Annotated in this window: 16 protein-coding genes; 9 read left to right on the top strand and 7 right to left on the bottom strand. The window is 67.9% G+C overall.

Features of this window, described 5'->3' with window-relative positions; all coding sequences use genetic code 11:
• Window positions 1-168: 168 nt before the first annotated feature.
• Window positions 169-717, bottom strand: coding sequence for a pseudouridine synthase (locus MF609_RS16260; RefSeq protein ID WP_242417197.1), 549 nt, complete (start codon window positions 715-717; stop codon window positions 169-171).
• Window positions 718-828: 111 nt separating this feature from the next.
• Here MF609_RS16260 and fghA point away from each other — a divergent pair, with 111 nt between their 5' ends.
• A complete protein-coding gene (fghA, locus tag MF609_RS16255; protein WP_242417196.1) occupies window positions 829-1,677 on the top strand; it encodes an S-formylglutathione hydrolase in 849 nt (282 codons plus the stop codon).
• A gap of 134 nt (window positions 1,678-1,811) precedes the next feature.
• Here the strand turns inward: fghA and MF609_RS16250 are convergent, their stop codons facing one another.
• Window positions 1,812-2,522 carry a FadR/GntR family transcriptional regulator gene (locus MF609_RS16250; protein WP_242417195.1) on the bottom strand — a complete coding sequence of 237 codons (711 nt, stop codon included), beginning with the start codon at window positions 2,520-2,522 and terminating at the stop codon, window positions 1,812-1,814.
• Window positions 2,523-2,622: 100 nt separating this feature from the next.
• Between MF609_RS16250 and MF609_RS16245 the strand changes: the two genes are divergently transcribed.
• The 4 genes from MF609_RS16245 to MF609_RS16230 all read left to right on the top strand — a co-directional run bounded on the left by MF609_RS16245 (window position 2,623) and on the right by MF609_RS16230 (window position 6,802).
• The gene (locus tag MF609_RS16245) at window positions 2,623-4,203 is read left to right on the top strand and encodes a sodium/sugar symporter (protein WP_242417194.1); all 1,581 of its coding nucleotides are present in this window, start codon (window positions 2,623-2,625) and stop codon (window positions 4,201-4,203) included.
• Window positions 4,194-5,063, top strand: a complete 870-nt coding sequence (locus tag MF609_RS16240; RefSeq protein ID WP_242417193.1) for a 2-dehydro-3-deoxygalactonokinase — start codon at window positions 4,194-4,196, stop codon at window positions 5,061-5,063. Before MF609_RS16245 ends, MF609_RS16240 begins: the two co-directional genes overlap by 10 nt.
• Window positions 5,060-5,698 (top strand): 2-dehydro-3-deoxy-6-phosphogalactonate aldolase, encoded by a 639-nt coding sequence (locus MF609_RS16235; RefSeq protein WP_242417192.1) that lies wholly within the window; start codon window positions 5,060-5,062, stop codon window positions 5,696-5,698. The genes MF609_RS16240 and MF609_RS16235 overlap by 4 nt, the downstream gene beginning before the upstream one ends.
• Window positions 5,699-6,007: 309 nt before the next feature.
• On the top strand, window positions 6,008-6,802 hold the full coding sequence (locus MF609_RS16230; RefSeq protein WP_242417191.1) for a hypothetical protein: 795 nt from the start codon (window positions 6,008-6,010) through the stop codon (window positions 6,800-6,802).
• Between the two features lie 69 nt (window positions 6,803-6,871).
• Here MF609_RS16230 and nadA read toward each other — a convergent pair whose 3' ends face one another.
• From nadA to MF609_RS16205, 5 genes are all read right to left on the bottom strand, one after another.
• A complete protein-coding gene (gene nadA, locus MF609_RS16225) occupies window positions 6,872-7,867 on the bottom strand; it encodes a quinolinate synthase NadA (RefSeq protein ID WP_242417190.1) in 996 nt (331 codons plus the stop codon).
• An 89-nt stretch (window positions 7,868-7,956) separates the two neighbouring features.
• A complete protein-coding gene (locus MF609_RS16220; RefSeq protein WP_242417189.1) occupies window positions 7,957-8,673 on the bottom strand; it encodes a DUF4230 domain-containing protein in 717 nt (238 codons plus the stop codon).
• Window positions 8,658-9,515 (bottom strand): MBL fold metallo-hydrolase, encoded by an 858-nt coding sequence (locus tag MF609_RS16215; protein ID WP_242417188.1) that lies wholly within the window; start codon window positions 9,513-9,515, stop codon window positions 8,658-8,660. The genes MF609_RS16220 and MF609_RS16215 overlap by 16 nt, the downstream gene beginning before the upstream one ends.
• A gap of 123 nt (window positions 9,516-9,638) precedes the next feature.
• Window positions 9,639-11,321 carry a M56 family metallopeptidase gene (locus MF609_RS16210; protein ID WP_242417187.1) on the bottom strand — a complete coding sequence of 561 codons (1,683 nt, stop codon included), beginning with the start codon at window positions 11,319-11,321 and terminating at the stop codon, window positions 9,639-9,641.
• Window positions 11,318-11,686: a BlaI/MecI/CopY family transcriptional regulator gene (locus MF609_RS16205; protein WP_242417186.1), complete on the bottom strand. Its 369-nt coding sequence runs from the start codon at window positions 11,684-11,686 to the stop codon at window positions 11,318-11,320. The genes MF609_RS16210 and MF609_RS16205 overlap by 4 nt, the downstream gene beginning before the upstream one ends.
• Before the next feature lie 321 nt (window positions 11,687-12,007).
• Here MF609_RS16205 and lgt point away from each other — a divergent pair, with 321 nt between their 5' ends.
• Genes lgt through pgeF form a run of 4 tightly spaced genes read left to right on the top strand, consistent with a single transcriptional unit; the run spans window position 12,008 to window position 15,244 of the window.
• Complete coding sequence (lgt, locus tag MF609_RS16200) at window positions 12,008-12,907, top strand: prolipoprotein diacylglyceryl transferase (protein WP_419723109.1); 900 nt, start codon at window positions 12,008-12,010, stop codon at window positions 12,905-12,907.
• The gene (locus tag MF609_RS16195) at window positions 12,904-13,974 is read left to right on the top strand and encodes a class I SAM-dependent methyltransferase (RefSeq protein ID WP_419723108.1); all 1,071 of its coding nucleotides are present in this window, start codon (window positions 12,904-12,906) and stop codon (window positions 13,972-13,974) included. Before lgt ends, MF609_RS16195 begins: the two co-directional genes overlap by 4 nt.
• Window positions 13,971-14,480: a GNAT family N-acetyltransferase gene (locus tag MF609_RS16190; RefSeq protein WP_242417185.1), complete on the top strand. Its 510-nt coding sequence runs from the start codon at window positions 13,971-13,973 to the stop codon at window positions 14,478-14,480. Before MF609_RS16195 ends, MF609_RS16190 begins: the two co-directional genes overlap by 4 nt.
• Complete coding sequence (gene pgeF, locus MF609_RS16185) at window positions 14,477-15,244, top strand: peptidoglycan editing factor PgeF (RefSeq protein WP_242417184.1); 768 nt, start codon at window positions 14,477-14,479, stop codon at window positions 15,242-15,244. The genes MF609_RS16190 and pgeF overlap by 4 nt, the downstream gene beginning before the upstream one ends.
• Window positions 15,245-15,461 lie beyond the last annotated feature (217 nt).

Below are 15,461 nucleotides of genomic sequence, written 5' to 3'. Positions count from 1 at the left end.
TCGATCCGGGACGGCAGCGTCTATGGACTCCCGCCTTCGCGGGAGTGACGAAAGGTTGGGTTCGACCTGCGACAGGCCCTATCCCCGCGCAGGCGGGGATCCAGAGCCATGGGCGTCGCGCTTTGCAACCCTGGATCCCCGCCTGCGCGGTGATACGGATCGGCTGCGTCAGGCGACTACTTCCCGCCATTCCCCCGGTACCAGCCCCTCGACACTCCACTCGCCGATCCGCCAGCGCACGAGCCGGAGCGTCGGCAGGCCGACCGCTGCCGTCATCCGCCGCACCTGCCGGTTGCGGCCTTCGCGGATGGTGATCGACAGCCAGTGATCGGGCACCGACTTGCGAAAGCGCACCGGTGGCACCCGATCCCATAGTTCCGGCGGATCGATCGCCCTCACTTCGGCCGTGCGGGTCGGGCCGTCGTTCAACACCACGCCGCGCCGCAGCCGGTCGAGCGCGGCTTCGTCCGGCGCGCCCTCCACCTGTACCAGATAGGTCTTGGGCAGCTTGAACCGGGGATCGGCGATCCGCGCCTGCAGACGGCCGTCATCGGTCAGTAGCAGCAATCCCTCGCTGTCGCGATCCAGTCGCCCGGCGGGATAGACACCGGGCACCGCGACATGATCCGACAGCGTGGCGCGCGCGCCCTCCGTCCCGCGATCGGTGAACTGCGACAGCACGCCGTAGGGTTTGTTGAGCAGGATCAGTCGCGCCATGCCCGTCCTGTCGACGATCTGCCCCGCGCTGTCGAGGGTTCGGGGAACCGGCTATCCCGTCCACCCGTCCGTCGCCTATAGCGCGACGACAGCCATTGACGGAGAGCGTCCATGAAGACCGTTTCGACCGCCCGCGCCCATGGCGGCACGCAGGGCGTCTATTCGCATGAATCGACCGCCACCGGCACGACCATGACCTTTTCGGTGTTCGTGCCCCCGCTGGAGGAAGGGCAGCGCGCGCCGATCCTGTGGTATCTGTCGGGCCTGACCTGCACCCATGCCAATGTGACCGACAAGGGCGAGTTTCGCGCGGCGTGTGCCGAAGCCGGCATCGCCTTCATCGCGCCCGACACCTCGCCGCGTGGCGAGGGCGTCGCCGACGATCCTGACGGCGCGTGGGATTTCGGGCTGGGCGCGGGCTTCTATGTCGATGCGACCGAGGAACCGTGGGCCAAGCATTATCGGATGCGCTCGTACATCGAGGATGAGCTGCCCGCGCTGATCGCGGCGGAATTCCCGATGCTGGATTGCGCGCGGCAATCGATCACCGGCCATTCGATGGGCGGACATGGCGCGCTGACCATCGGCCTGCGCAACCCGGACCGCTTCCGCTCCATCTCCGCCTTCGCGCCGATCGTCGCACCGAGCCAGGTGCCGTGGGGGGAAAAGGCGCTGGGCGGCTATCTGGGCAAGGACCGTTCGGCATGGCGCGCGGCGGATGCGGTGGCGATGATCGAGGATGGCGCGCGGGTGCGCGAACTGCTGATCGATCAGGGGGATGCCGACCAGTTCCTGGCCGAACAGCTGCGGCCGGAACTGCTGGCCAAGGCCTGCGCCGATGCCGGGATCGACTGCACGCTCAGGATGCAGCCGGGATACGATCATAGCTATTACTTCATCTCGACCTTCCTGCCCGATCATGTGCGCTGGCATGGCGAGCGGTTGACGGCGGAGGGGTAGCCATTTTCGTCATTCCCGCGCAGGCGGGAATCCATTGCCGCTACCGGTCGTGAAAGAGGCGCAACGCCGGCGTGTATGGATTCCCGCCTGCGCGGGAATGACGGTCAGAGGACGCGGAGGTACGGGCCGGTCGCCTACCCCTCCCCGCGATCCTCGATCAACTCCAGCACGTCGCCGATAAGCGCGCGCATCGCGGCGCGTGCCGCATGGGGATCGCGGGCGGCGATCGCGTCGGCGACGGCAGCGTGCTGCGCGACGCTGGCCGATCGACCGACGATGGTGTTGGTGAAACGGATCGAGGTGTTGAGCGCGGTCGACACCATCTCGCGGAACTGGGCGTAGAACGGGTTCTTCGCCGCCAGCAGGATCGCGACATGGAACTCGATATCGGAATCGAGCGCGTCATCCTCGCCACGTTCGGCCGCCGCCATCCGCGCCAGTCCCTGCGCGATGCGCGCCAGATCGTCGTCGTCCGCCGCCACTGCCGCCAGCGCCGCCGCCTCCGGCTCGATCGCCACGCGCAGCTGGTTGAACTGGCGCAGCAATTCGACCGAGAATTTGCGGTCGAGCAGCCAGTGCAGCACATCGGGGTCGAACAGGTTCCACGCCGATGCCGGGCGGACCACCGTCCCCTGTCGCGGGCGGGCGCTCACCAATCCCTTCGCGGTCAGCATCTTCACCGCCTCGCGCGTGACCGACCGGCTGATGCCATGCGCCTTGCCGATATCGGCCTCGGTCGGGAACGGGCGCTCGTCATATTCGCCGGTGACGATCGCACGCCCCAGCGTGTCGAGCGTCGCCCGCGTCAGATTGCCGCCGGGCATCCCGGTCATCCGCGCCGCCATGGTCCGTCTCTCTCCCCCTTGTTGCCGCTTCGTGCTGGACACTCGCCATTCATCGTATAATTGTCATACCCAAAGCGCCAGTGGGCGGGGGAGGAATAGCATGCGTCTGTCGACGATCGACCTGATCGTGGTCGTGATCTACGCGATCGGCATCTTCGGTCTGGCCCAATGGGTCAGCCGCGACAAGGGCGGGCAGGAAAAGGATTCGTCCGATTACTTCCTCGCGTCCAAGTCGCTGCCGTGGTGGGCGATCGGCGCGTCGCTGATCGCGGCCAACATCTCCGCCGAACAGATCGTCGGCATGGCCGGGTCGGGCTATCAGATCGGTCTGGCCATCGCCTCCTATGAATGGATGGCGGCGCTGACCCTGCTGATCGTCGGCAAATTCTTCCTGCCGATCTTCCTGCACAACGAAATCTACACGATGCCGCAGTTCCTCGAACAAAGGTACGGCCCGTCGATCCGCACGCTGATGGCGGTGTTCTGGCTGGCGCTGTACGTGTTCGTGAACCTGACCAGCATCATCTGGCTCGGCTCGATCGCGGTCACCAAGGTCGCGGGCGTCGACCAGACGGTGGCGCTGGTCGGCCTCGGCCTGTTCGCACTCCTGTATCAGCTGCGCGGCGGTTTGAAGGCGGTGGCGTTGACCGATATCGTGCAGGTGACGCTGCTGGTGTTCGGTGGCCTGACCATCTCCTACCTGACCCTGTCGCAGATCGGCGGCGATGCGGGCGTGCTGGGCGGTTTTGCGGAACTCGGTCGCCGCGCGCCCGAAAAGTTCGACATGATCCTGACCGCCGACAATCCCTTCTACAAGGATCTGCCCGGCCTGTCGGTCCTGATCGGCGGCATGTGGATCGCGAACCTCAGCTATTGGGGCTTCAACCAATATATCATCCAGCGCGCGCTCGCCGCGAAATCGCTGCCCGAGGCGCAGAAGGGCATCGTGTTCGCCGCGTATCTGAAGCTGCTGATGCCGCTGGTGATCGTGGTGCCGGGCATCGCCGCGGTGGTGCTGGCCCCCGATCTCGCCAAGCCCGACGAAGCTTACCCCACGATGATGCGGCTGCTGCCCTCCGGGTTGCTGGGCCTCGTCTTTGCCGCGCTGATCGCCGCGATCATCGCGTCGACCGCGTCCAAGATCAATTCGATCGCGACGATCTTCACCCTCGACCTCTATGCCAAGCGCACCAGCGAGAGCGGCGCGATGGACAAGGCGACAGAGCGCAAGCTGGTCCGCATCGGCCGCATCGCCGCCACCATCGCGATCCTGATCGCGATCGTCGCCGCACGGCCATTGCTGGGCGGCGCGGACCAGGCGTTCCAGTTCATCCAGGAATTTTCGGGCTTCTTCACGCCGGGCATCACCGTGATCTTCCTGCTCGGCCTGTTCTGGAAGCGCGCGACCGAAGCGGGTGCGATCGGCGCGGCGATCGCCTCGGTCGTGCTGTCGTGGCTGCTGCGCACCGTCGCACCGGGCATCCCGTTCATGGACCGGATGGGGATCGTGTTCCTGCTGAGCCTCGGCCTCGCCATCGTCCTGTCGCTGGCGATCAAGGGACGCGGGGATGCCGACCGGATCACGATGGAGGGCGTGCGCTTCAACACTTCGACCGGGTTCAACATCGCCAGCCTGGGCGTCGTCCTGATCCTCATCGCGCTGTACGCGACATGGTGGTGAGCCCGTTCATCGCCATCGACTGGGGCACGACCAACCGGCGGGCTTACCGGGTCGAGGACGGGCGCATCGCCGCCACGCTGCGCAGCCCGCAGGGGGTGTCGACCACCCCGGCCGACGCCTATCCGGCCGAACTGGCGGCGATCCGCGCCGAGCTGGGCGACCTGCCGGCGCTGATGGCCGGCATGGTCGGATCGACCATCGGCTGGCGCGTCGCGCCGTACGTCGCGGTGCCGGCCGATATCGCCGACATCGCCGCGCGACTGACATGGATCGACGACCGCACCGCGATCGTGCCGGGTCTGTCCTTCACCGACGGCCACCATGGCGACGTGATGCGCGGCGAGGAAGTACAGTTGCTCGGCGCAGCGCTCGCCGGACAGGTGCCCGCCGATGCGCTGCTGTGCCAGCCGGGCACCCATTGCAAATGGGTCGAGCTGACCGGGGGCAAGGTCTCCGCTTTTACCACCGCGATGACCGGCGAGCTGTTCGCGCTGCTGAAGGGCGGCGGCGTGCTCGCCCCGCAGCTTACCGCGCCGGTCTCCGCCGGCGATGCGTATCGCGAGGGTGTGCGCGAAGGGGCGAAGCGTGACCTTGCCGCCAGCCTGTTCGGCGTTCGCGCGGCCCATGTCCTGGGCCTGCGCAGCGATGCGGACGCCGCCTCCTATGCCAGCGGCGTGCTGATCGGCAGCGACGTCGCCGCACGGATCGGCGGGGGACGCGACGTCCATCTCGTCGCCGATGGGGATCTCGCCACCCTCTACGCCACCGCGATCGAAACGCTGGGCGGTCGCGCCCTTGCCAGCGGGTGCGAGGCAGCCTTTATCGCCGGCATCACCCAGATTCGAAAGTTGTCCGCATGAGCCACCTGACCGCCTTCGACGCCGCCTTTGCCCGTTGCCCCCTCGTCGCGATCCTGCGCGGAGTACAGCCGCACGAGGTGGAAGCCATCGGCGACGCGCTGCTCGACGCCGGCTTCACCATCGTCGAGGTGCCGCTGAACTCGCCCGATCCCTATGAGAGCATCACCCGCCTGTCGAAGAAGCTGGAAGGCTATGCCGTCGTCGGCGCGGGCACCGTGCTGAGCGTCGATCAGGTCGCGCAGGTCGAGGCGGCGGGCGGCACGCTCATCATCTCCCCCAACGCCAATACCGCCGTCATTGCGGCGGCGGCCGAGCGCGGGCTGGTCGCCATGCCCGGCATCGCCACCCCCACCGAAGCCTTTGCCGCGCTGGAGGCGGGTGCGGCGGCGCTGAAGCTGTTCCCCGCCGAAGCCGCCAGCCCCGTCGTGCTGAAGGCGATGCGCGCCGTCCTGCCGCGCGACGTCAGGATGCTGCCGGTCGGCGGGATCGTGCCGTCGGTGCTGGAGGATTGGCACAAGGCGGGCGCGGCGGGCTATGGCCTCGGTTCGGCGCTGTACGTGCCGGGCATGGACGCGGCGACGGTCGGCGAACGCGCGCGGGCGTTTGTCGCGGCATTGAACGCGCTGGAGCGGTAAAGGGCACCTCTTCCGCAATCGCAATCGCAATCGCAATCGCAATCGCAATCGCAATCGCAATCGCAATCGTCACTCCCGCGAAGGCGGGAGTCCATAGACGCCGACGTTGCGACTCCAGCCGAACCGGCAGTGTCTATGGATTCCCGCCTGCGCGGGAATGACGGATTTGGGGAGCGGTTGGCGCCTGCAACCCTGAATCCCTGCCTGCGCGGGGATACGGCAAGGGGGCAAGCGTCCCGGCTCCGAAAGCCCGGATCGAACGGTTTCCGTCTCCGGCAACCGAACGCCGCGTAACGAGTTTGCAGGGACATGCCGACCCGTGCCCTCAGAACCAGCGATGCGTCGCCGCTCGCCCGCGCCATCCCGATCCTCTGCACCGTATCGCAGCTGCTGACCCCGCTCCTGCCGGCCATCGGCATCGGGCGCAGCATCGGCGAACAGTCGAACATGGTGCGCACGTTGGTGACGCCGGCCGGCTGGGCATTCGCGATCTGGGGCGCGCTCTATACCGGCACGCTGGTCTTTGCGGTGTATCAGGCACTGCCGAAGCAACGCGGCAATCCGCTGCTCGCACGGCTGCGGATGCCCGCCTCGGGCGCGTTTCTCGGCAATGCGCTCTGGGCCGCCTATACGCAGCTGTTCGGGCTGAGCTTTCCCTCGGCGATCATCATCCTGTTCACGCTCGCCTGCCTGCTCGCGACGCTCAGGACCTTTGCCGGCTGGCCGCACGGCTTTTCCGCCGGAGAGCGCTGGTCCGCCGCGCTGCCGCTGACCGCGCTCGCCAGCTGGCTGACGGTCGCGTCGATCGTCAACATCGCCGCGTCGCTGCGCTTCCACGGGATCGATGCCGGAGCGTCCGCGCCGCTGGTTTCGGCGCTGTTGCTGGTCGTTGCCGGCGCAATCGCCGCGGCGGCGCTGATCGCGACGCGCGGCTGTCCGCCCTATGCGCTGGTGTTCCTGTGGGCGCTGGCGGCGATCTGGGCGGCGGGCGGACAGGCCGCGACGCTGGTGGCGCTGGCCGTCCTCGCCGCGGCATTGCTGGTGGTCGTCGGGACGCTCACCGGGCTGTCGCGCGGTGGCGTGCGGCACTGGCTGGGGCGGTAAGGCAGACCGCGCATCGTAGAAGAAGAAGCGGGACCCCGGCGCAAGGCCGGGGTGACGTGCGGCTATGGGTCAGCTTACGCGCAGCGGCCCCAGATCGCCCAGCCCGACCGTGCCGCTCGCCATCGCCAGCATCCGGTCGAGCGATACCTTCGCCTTGACGCGCAGCCCTTCCTCGATCTCGATCCGCGGCGACAGGTCGCGCAGCGCGATATAAAGCTTTTCCAGCGTGTTGAGCGCCATATACGGGCAGATATTGCAGTTGCAGTTGCCGTCCGCGCCCGGTGCGCCGATGAACGTCTTTTCCGGCACCGCCTTTTCCATCTGGTGGATGATATGCGGTTCGGTCGCGACGATCAGCGTGTCGCCGGCCATCGCCTTGGCATAATCGAGGATGCCGCTGGTCGACCCGACATAATCGGCATGGTCGAGGATGATCGCCGGGCATTCGGGATGCGCCGCGACCGGGGCGCCGGGGTGCTGCGCCTTCAGCTTGAGCAGTTCCGTTTCGCTGAACGCTTCGTGGACGATGCAGACGCCCGGCCACAACAGCATGTCACGCCCGGTCTTGCGCATCAGATAGCCGCCGAGATTGCGGTCGGGACCGAAGATCACCTTCTGGTCGGCGGGCAGCTGCGCCAGGATCTTTTCCGCCGAGGACGAGGTGACGATGATGTCGCTGAGCGCCTTCACCTCGGTCGAGCAGTTGATATAGGTCAGCGCGATGTGGTCGGGATGCTGCGCACGGAAGGCGGCGAACTGTTCGGGCGGACAGCTATCCTCCAGCGAACAGCCGGCATCCATGTCGGGCAGGATCACCGTCTTGTCGGGCGACAGGATTTTCGCCGTTTCCGCCATGAAGCGCACGCCGCAGAAGGCGATGACATCGGCATCGGTCGCCGCCGCCTTGCGGCTGAGGTCGAGACTGTCGCCGACGAAGTCCGCCAGGTCCTGAATCTCGGGCTTCTGGTAATAATGGCCGAGGATGACGGCGTTGCGCTCACGGCGCAGCCGGTCGATTTCGGCCAGCAGGTCGGTGCCGGTGGGCAATTCGGTGCGCGCGTTCATCATCGTCTCCCTGTGGCCCTGCCCCTAGGTCGGTCCCGACCGCACCGCAAGCGGGACATCCGCCCCTCCGTTGCACAAAGGGCCGCAAATCACCGCCGATTGCCCAACACGTCGGCCGGCCGCGCGGATACGTCCCAGCGTTCGGCATTGCGCACGCCGCGCTCCGCCGGGAAGGTCACGACGACCCGCACATCGCCCTCACCCGCCGCCGCGAGCGGGGCGGCCAGCACGCGGGCGAGACTGGCCCGCGCCAGTTCGCGCGCCTGTGCCAGCCGTTCGGGACTGCGCGCCTCGCGCTCGGCACGGCCCTGCGCCACCGCCGACACACGCTGCGCCAGCGCGGCGGCGGCGTCGCGGGTGACGATCATCCCGTGGGTTTCGCTGAGCGTCCGCCCCGCCTCGTCGATGTTCGGCTTCGCAACCGTCACGTCGGGCGCGTCGACCACCAGCGTCCGCGTATCGGCCGACCAGCTCAACTGCCCCTCGCCGATCCCGCCCAGATCGACGAAATAATCGACCGTATAGGGCATCTTGACCACCTGATCGCTGCGCAGCCAGCCAAAGCCGCGCACGTCGCTGGCCGTGGCCTGCAACGTGCCGCTGAGCGACGCGACCTTGAGCGCACTCGCCCCCGACAGCCGCGCGGTGATGATCCGGGTGACCGCCTGTCCGCTGTCCGGCTCGGTGGTGACGGTGTAGCGTTCCTGATAGCGCTGCCACCCGATCCAGCCGCCGACGCCCAGCGCCAGCAGGACGACGACCGCCACCGCCAGCCGGACTGCCTGCGGCCTTACATGCGATGCCATGTCGCGCCCTCCCGTCGCACCATCCCGCGCCGTTCCATGTCGATCAGATGCGCCAGCACCGACCGCTCCGCCGCGCCCAGCAGTTTCGGATGCAGCCCGACATACATGCCGGCGACCATCGTCGGCACGTCATGGGTGCCGCGTTCGATGGCGCGGGCGATCTGTCCCTCGCGCTGCTTGCGATGGCCCAGCATCCCGCGCACCAGCCGGCGGGGATTGTCGACCTGATCGCCATGCGCGGGGTAATAGACCCGGTCCTCACGCCCCAGCAGCTTGTCGAGGCTGGCCATGTAATCGCCCATGTCGCCATCGGGCGGCGAGACGATCGTCGTCGACCAGCCCATGACATGATCGCCGCTGAACAACGCGCCCGTTTCCGGCAGGGCGAAGGCGAGGTGGTTCGAGGTATGGCCCGGCGTCGCGACCGCGACCAGCGTCCAGCCATCGCCCGCCAACACCTCGCCATCGCCCAGCACCCGGTCGGGACGATAGTCGACATCGAATGCGGCATCGGCGCGCGGGCCGGCATCGTCCATCGTCAGCGCGGCGCAGCCGATGATCGGTGCGCCGGTCCGCTCCGCCAGCGGGCGCGCCGCCGGACTGTGATCGCGGTGGGTATGGGTACACAGGATCGCCGCGACCTGCCGGTCGCCGACCACGTCCAGCAGCGCGTCGAGATGCACATCGTCGACCGGCCCCGGATCGATGATCGCGACTGCGCCGGTGCCGCCGACGACGAAGCTCTGCGTGCCGCTATGGGTATAGGGCGATGCGTTGCGCGCCAGCACGCGGGTCACCAGCGGTTCGAGCGGCTGGGCGATGCCGGGGGGATATTCAGCCATTACCGTATCAGATGGCGGTCGGGCGGGCGCGATGCAAGCAGATGGGCAAGACGATGGGCCGGCCGGCATGGTGCCGACCGGCCCTGTCGCGGACGAACGGGGCAGAACGTCCGCGAACCCGGATTATTGCTTTGCGGAGAGTTCGGCCTGCACTTCGCGGATGCTGTCGTCGATGCCCTGCAGCGCGCTGGTCCGCGCACCCGCCGGCATGTCGCCGTTCGCGACGATCGACGCCCGGGCGGAACGCAGTCCGGCCAGCGCCGCCTGCAATCCCTGCCGGGCATAGGCGGCACCCTGCATGGCCTGTGCCTGGCCCTGCGCAGCGCGAGCCTCGCCCTGCATGGCGCGGGCCATGGCCAGCTCCGCCATCTTCACGCCCTGTCCGGCACGGAATTCGGCGTCGCGGGTGATGATGCGGATGCGGTCCGAACAGATGACGGTGACCTGCTTGCCGCCTTCGGTGCGGGTGATGCTGGTCTGCTGGGGGTTGCCGGGGCCGCAATCGGCAGTTTTGACCTGGATTTCAGGAATGTCGTTGACCGTCTGGCCCAGCAGCTTGCCGTTGGCGTCGAAACGCTGGACGACGATCTTGCGCACGCCATCGTCGCTGCGCATCGTGAACTGACGGGGCTTGGCACCGGCTGCGGAGGGCTTCGACTGCGCGCTCAGGCCCGATGCGGCGGGAACGACGATGATTTTCGGGGTAGCCACGGTGGCTGGCACCGTCGGCTGTGTCTCGGGTGCCGGCTCGGCCGCGATCACCGGCAGCGTCGCCGCCTGCGCCGGGACGATCGCCGCTACGGGAGCGAGGACGTCGGCGGCCTGCGCCTCGACTTGGGCGATGTCGACGCCGGTCGCGGTTTCGACCTTCGAACGGATCGTCTCCGCCGCCTTCGTCCCCGACGCGGTCATTCCCAGACCGACGATGGCCAGCGCCAGCGTCGCACCGCCGGCAACGCGGCGGGTGGCGGGCGACATCACCCGGTGCTTCGACAACATGATGAGTCTCCCTTTCAGTTCGTTGACACTGTGCAGATGGCAGGCGGCGGACAGCCCCTGGCCATGCGCGGACTTGACGATGGCGGTGGCATAGGCGTGACGGACGCCCGGCGTGGCGCGGGCCAGCACCATCGCGTCGCACGCCATTTCCTGGTCCGCGCGAAATGCGCGGAAGGCCCGCCACGCGACCGGATTGAACCAGTGGCAGCCCAGCACGACCAGCGCGACCCAGTTCGCCAGCAGGTCGCCGCGCGCATGGTGGCCCAGCTCGTGCGCCAGCGCCAACGCCTGTTCCCGCTCGTCATAGCGTTCGCGGAAATCGACCGGCATCGCGACGTAGCGATGGATCACCCCGAAGGCGAGCGGCCCGGCGGCATGGCGCGTCTCGATCATGCGGACATGGCCGCCCGCCACGCCCCTGGCCCGGCCCGATGCCAGCACCTTCGCGCAGAAACGCTGATGCTGCACGATATGCCACGCGACGAACGCGACCGCGCCCAGCAGCCACAACGCGACGACGATCAGCGGCACGTCGGCCATGCCCCAACCCTGTGGCAGGGCGGGCACCTCGGCGACCGGCACGCCCAGCATGATGATGCCGGGTTCGGTCGCCGCGCCGATCGGGTGGAACTCCACCGGACGCCAGCTTTCGGGGATGGGCGGGAGGATCATGCGCAGCGCCGGCAGCGCCCAGAGCGCATAGGCCGCCTGCGGACCGAAGCGTCGCGCGACGGGGCCGCGCAACATCAGCACCAGCAGCATCAGCAGCGTGGTCGCCGCGATCGTCTCCACCGCCCATCCGATCATTGTTTCAGCGCCTTCAACAGAGCCTCGATCTCGTCGATTTCCTTCGCGCTCAGCTGGTCGCGTTCGGCCAGATGCGCGACCAGCGGCGTCAGGCTGCCGCCGAACAGCTTGTCGATGAACCGCTGCGACTCACCCGCGACATATTCCTCGCGCGCGACCAGCGGGCGATAGCGATAGCGCCGCCCGTCCTCCTCCGCGCCGACCACGTCCTTGGCCAGCAGCCGGCCGAGCAGGGTCTTGACGGTGTTCGCGGTCCAGCCCCGCGCCGGGGCGACGCGTTCGACCACCTCCTGCGCGGTGAGCGGGTTCCTGTCCCAGAGCACTTCCATCACGGCGTGCTCGGCATCGCTGATTCGTTCGGCCATGAGCAATGACTACACCCGTGGTCATTTCGTTTACAAGCGTAATCTTTGCGCCCCGCCATGCTGTCGGGAATGTTTACACCCGCCCCGTTGGTGTGCGCGACGTTAACCAGTCCGATGCCGGAAAACCGCAAGAGCATTGAACTGGCACGGCGTCTGCAGGGGTAGAGCCACCCGATGCGTTCGCGCTTCAATCCGGGCGGACCAAGGCGCTTCCCCCCATGTGCCGGTCCGCCCACCCCGGGTTCCCGAATGACGGTCGGTGGTTCCCCTCACCCGCCAACCCCGATATTACGCCCGGCACCACAGCCGGAGCCTATTCCCTTGATCCTATCCACCCTCGCCGCCGCCACCGGCGAAGTCGGCATGGCCGCCGGCCATATCCGCTATGTCGATCTGGGGCTTAGTCCGGTCGCGCTCGACCTCGGCTTCTTCCAGCTGAAATGGTATTCGCTGGCCTATATCACCGGCATCCTCGCCGGATGGTGGTATCTGCTCAAGCTGCTCGACCAGCCGGGCGCGCCGATGGCGCGGCGTCACGCCGACGACTTCGTTTTCTACGCGACGCTCGGCATCATCCTTGGCGGGCGGCTGGGCTATGCGATCTTCTATGCGCCCGAAATGTTCGCCAACCCGATCAAGATCCTGCGGCTGTGGGATGGCGGCATGTCGTTCCATGGCGGCATGGTCGGGCTGATCCTCGGCATCTGGTGGCTGTCGCGCAAACATGGCCTGCGCCCCCTGCGCGTCGCCGATTACGTTACCTGCGTCGCGCCGATCGGCCAGTTCCTCGGCCGTATCGCCAATTTCGTGAACGGCGAATTGTGGGGCAAGCCGAGCGACGCACCCTGGGCGATCGTGTTCCCGCGCACCGTGCCCGGCGGACTCGACCCGGCACGCCACCCCAGCCAGCTTTATGAAGGACTGGGCGAAGGGCTGATCCTGTTCCTGATCCTGTCCTTCCTCTTCTGGCGCACCGATGCGCGGTACAAGCCCGGCTTCCTGCTCGGCACCGGCATGGCCGGGTTCGGCGTCGCGCGCTTCATCATCGAATTCTGGCGCGAGCCGGACGCGCAGCTGGTCGAATTCGCCCAGGCGACCGGCCTGCACATGGGCCAGTGGCTGACCCTGCCGATGATCGCGATCGGCATCTACCTGATGGTCACGTCGAAGCGCCGCCGGGTGCGCGTCGAACCGATCGCGGGGTCGGAGAGCGTGGCTTGACCGAACCCGTCGTCACCGCCGCCGACCCTGCGCTGCCCGAACGGCTGGCCCGCGCGATCACGCTGGCCGGGCCGATCAGCCTCGCCCAGTTCATGGGTGCCGCCAACGCACATTATTATGCGACGCGCGATCCGCTGGGCGCGAACGGCGATTTCACCACCGCACCCGAAATCAGCCAGATGTTCGGCGAGCTGATCGGGTTGGGGCTAGCCGACAGCTGGGACCGGGCCGGGCGCCCGGCGGCACGCTATGTCGAGTTCGGTCCCGGCCGGGGCACGCTCGCCGCCGATGCGCTGCGTTCGATGGCGTCGGCGGGATGCACGCCGCCGGTGCACCTGATCGAAACCAGCCCCACCCTGCGCGACGAACAGGCGAAGCGCGTGCCGCAGGCGGAATGGGCAGTCGATACCGTCGGTCTGCCCGAAGACGGCGCGCTGCTGGTGGTCGCCAACGAATTCTTTGACGCGCTGCCGATCCGACAGCTGGTGAAGACGGCGGACGGCTGGCGGGAGCGGCTGGTCACGTGTCAGGATACGTTGTTCCTGCCGGTGATGGGCCAGCGCGGCTTCGATCCGATCATCCCGTATCAGTTTCGCGACGCGGCCGTGGGATCGGTGCTGGAAACCGCCCCCGCCGCGGTGGCGATCATGCGGCAACTGGCGAAGCGGATCGTCGCCCAGGGCGGCTGCGCGATCGTCATCGACTATGGCTATGCCGGCCCCGCGCTGGGCGATACGTTGCAGGCGGTGCGCGGGCATGGCTTCGTCAATCCCTATGACGATCCGGGCGAGCAGGACCTGACCGCGCATGTCGATTTCGGCACGTTGATCGAAGCGGCGCGGGCCGAGGATGCCGTCGCCTATGGCCCGGTCGATCAGGGCGCGTTGCTGAAGGCGCTGGGCATCGACGCGCGGACCGAAGCGCTTGCGACGCGAAGGCCCGAACGCGCCGAATCGCTGCGCGCCGATCGCGACCGGTTGGTGGAGGAGGAACAGATGGGCACGCTGTTCAAGGCGATTGCGATCACCTCGCCCGGCTGGCCGGTGCCGGCGGGGTTCGCGGCATGACGCCGACCCTGCGCGACGCGACCGTCGCCGATGCGCCGCTGCTGGTGAAGATCGGGACCGAGACGTTTACCGACACCTTCGGCCATCTCTATCACCCCGACGACCTTGCCGCCTTCCTCGCGAAGTTCACGGTCGCGGCGTGGGAGGGCGAATTGTCCGACCCGCGCTATCACGTCGTGCTGGCGATGGCCGGTGACGAGGCGGTCGGCTATGCCAAGCTCGGCCCGCCGTCGCTGCCGTTCGAACCCACCGGCAGGCCGATCGAGCTGCGCCAATTCTATCTCCGTAAGGAAGCTCAGGGCACCGGCCTTGCCGCGACGCTGATGGAGCATATGCTGGCCAAGGCGCGGGCGACGGGCGCGGACGAGCTGTTCCTGTCGGTATTCGTCGACAACCACCGTGCGCGGCGCTTCTACGAACGCTATGGGTTCGAACGGGTCGGCACCTATGACTTCATGGTCGGCAACCACCGGGACGAGGATGACGTGATGCGGGTGGCGCTATGACGGTCGAGGTGTTGCGCGCACAGGCGCTGGACGGCGTGGCGCATGGCTTTCTCGGGCGGCGCGGCGGGGTGTCGACGGGAGTCGTCGCCGGGCTGAACACCGGGCTGGGATCGGGCGACGATCCCGCCGCCATCGCCGAGAATCGAGCGCGGGTCGTCGACGCGGTGCTACCCGGCGCGGCGCTGTGCGGGCTGTATCAGGTCCATTCCGCTTCGGTCGTGCGCGTCCTCACCGCCTTTCCCGATGGCGAACGGCCGCAGGGGGATGCGATGGTCACGGAACGGCCGAACATCCTGCTCGGCATCCTGACCGCCGATTGCGCGCCGGTGCTGCTCGCCGACGCGCAAGCCGGCGTCGTGGGGGCTGCCCATGCCGGGTGGAAGGGCGCGCTGGCCGGCGTGACCGATGCGACCATCGCCCAGATGGAAAAGCTCGGCGCGCGGGCCGACCGCATCGCCGCCGCCGTCGGCCCGTGCATCGCGCGGGCGAGCTATGAGGTCGATATGGGCTTCGTCGAACGCTTCTGTTCGACCGATCCCGAAAATGAGCGCTTCTTTGCCGAGAACCGCCCCGGCCATGCCCGGTTCGACCTCGAGGCCTATGTCGTCCATCGTCTGGCGGCAGCAGGCGTGCGGCGGATCGAGGCGCTGGGGCAGGACACCTATGCGCAGGAGGACCGCTTCTTCAGCTTCCGCCGCGCGACGCATCGCGGCGAAGCGGATTATGGGCGGCAGTTGTCGGTGATCGGGTTGGCGCAACCCTGACCCTTTCGTCATCCCGGCGCGGGCCGGCATCCATCGTGTCGGGTGCTGGCGATCCTGTCGCAACGTCACACCATCCATGGATTCCGGCCTTCGACGGAATGACGGGTGGGCTGTGTCCGGTCTATAGAGTCACCCCAGCGAAGGCTGGGGTCTTTCCCGGCTCCAGCGGTGCGCCTGCCACAGGGAGACCCCAGCCTGCGCTGGGGTGACGCGTTGG

The organism is Sphingomonas panni, assembly GCF_022664435.1.
Taxonomy (GTDB): Bacteria; Pseudomonadota; Alphaproteobacteria; order Sphingomonadales; family Sphingomonadaceae; genus Sphingomonas; species Sphingomonas panni.
Note: the sequence above shows the minus strand (reverse complement) of the source record. Positions and strands in the feature narration are given on the sequence as shown.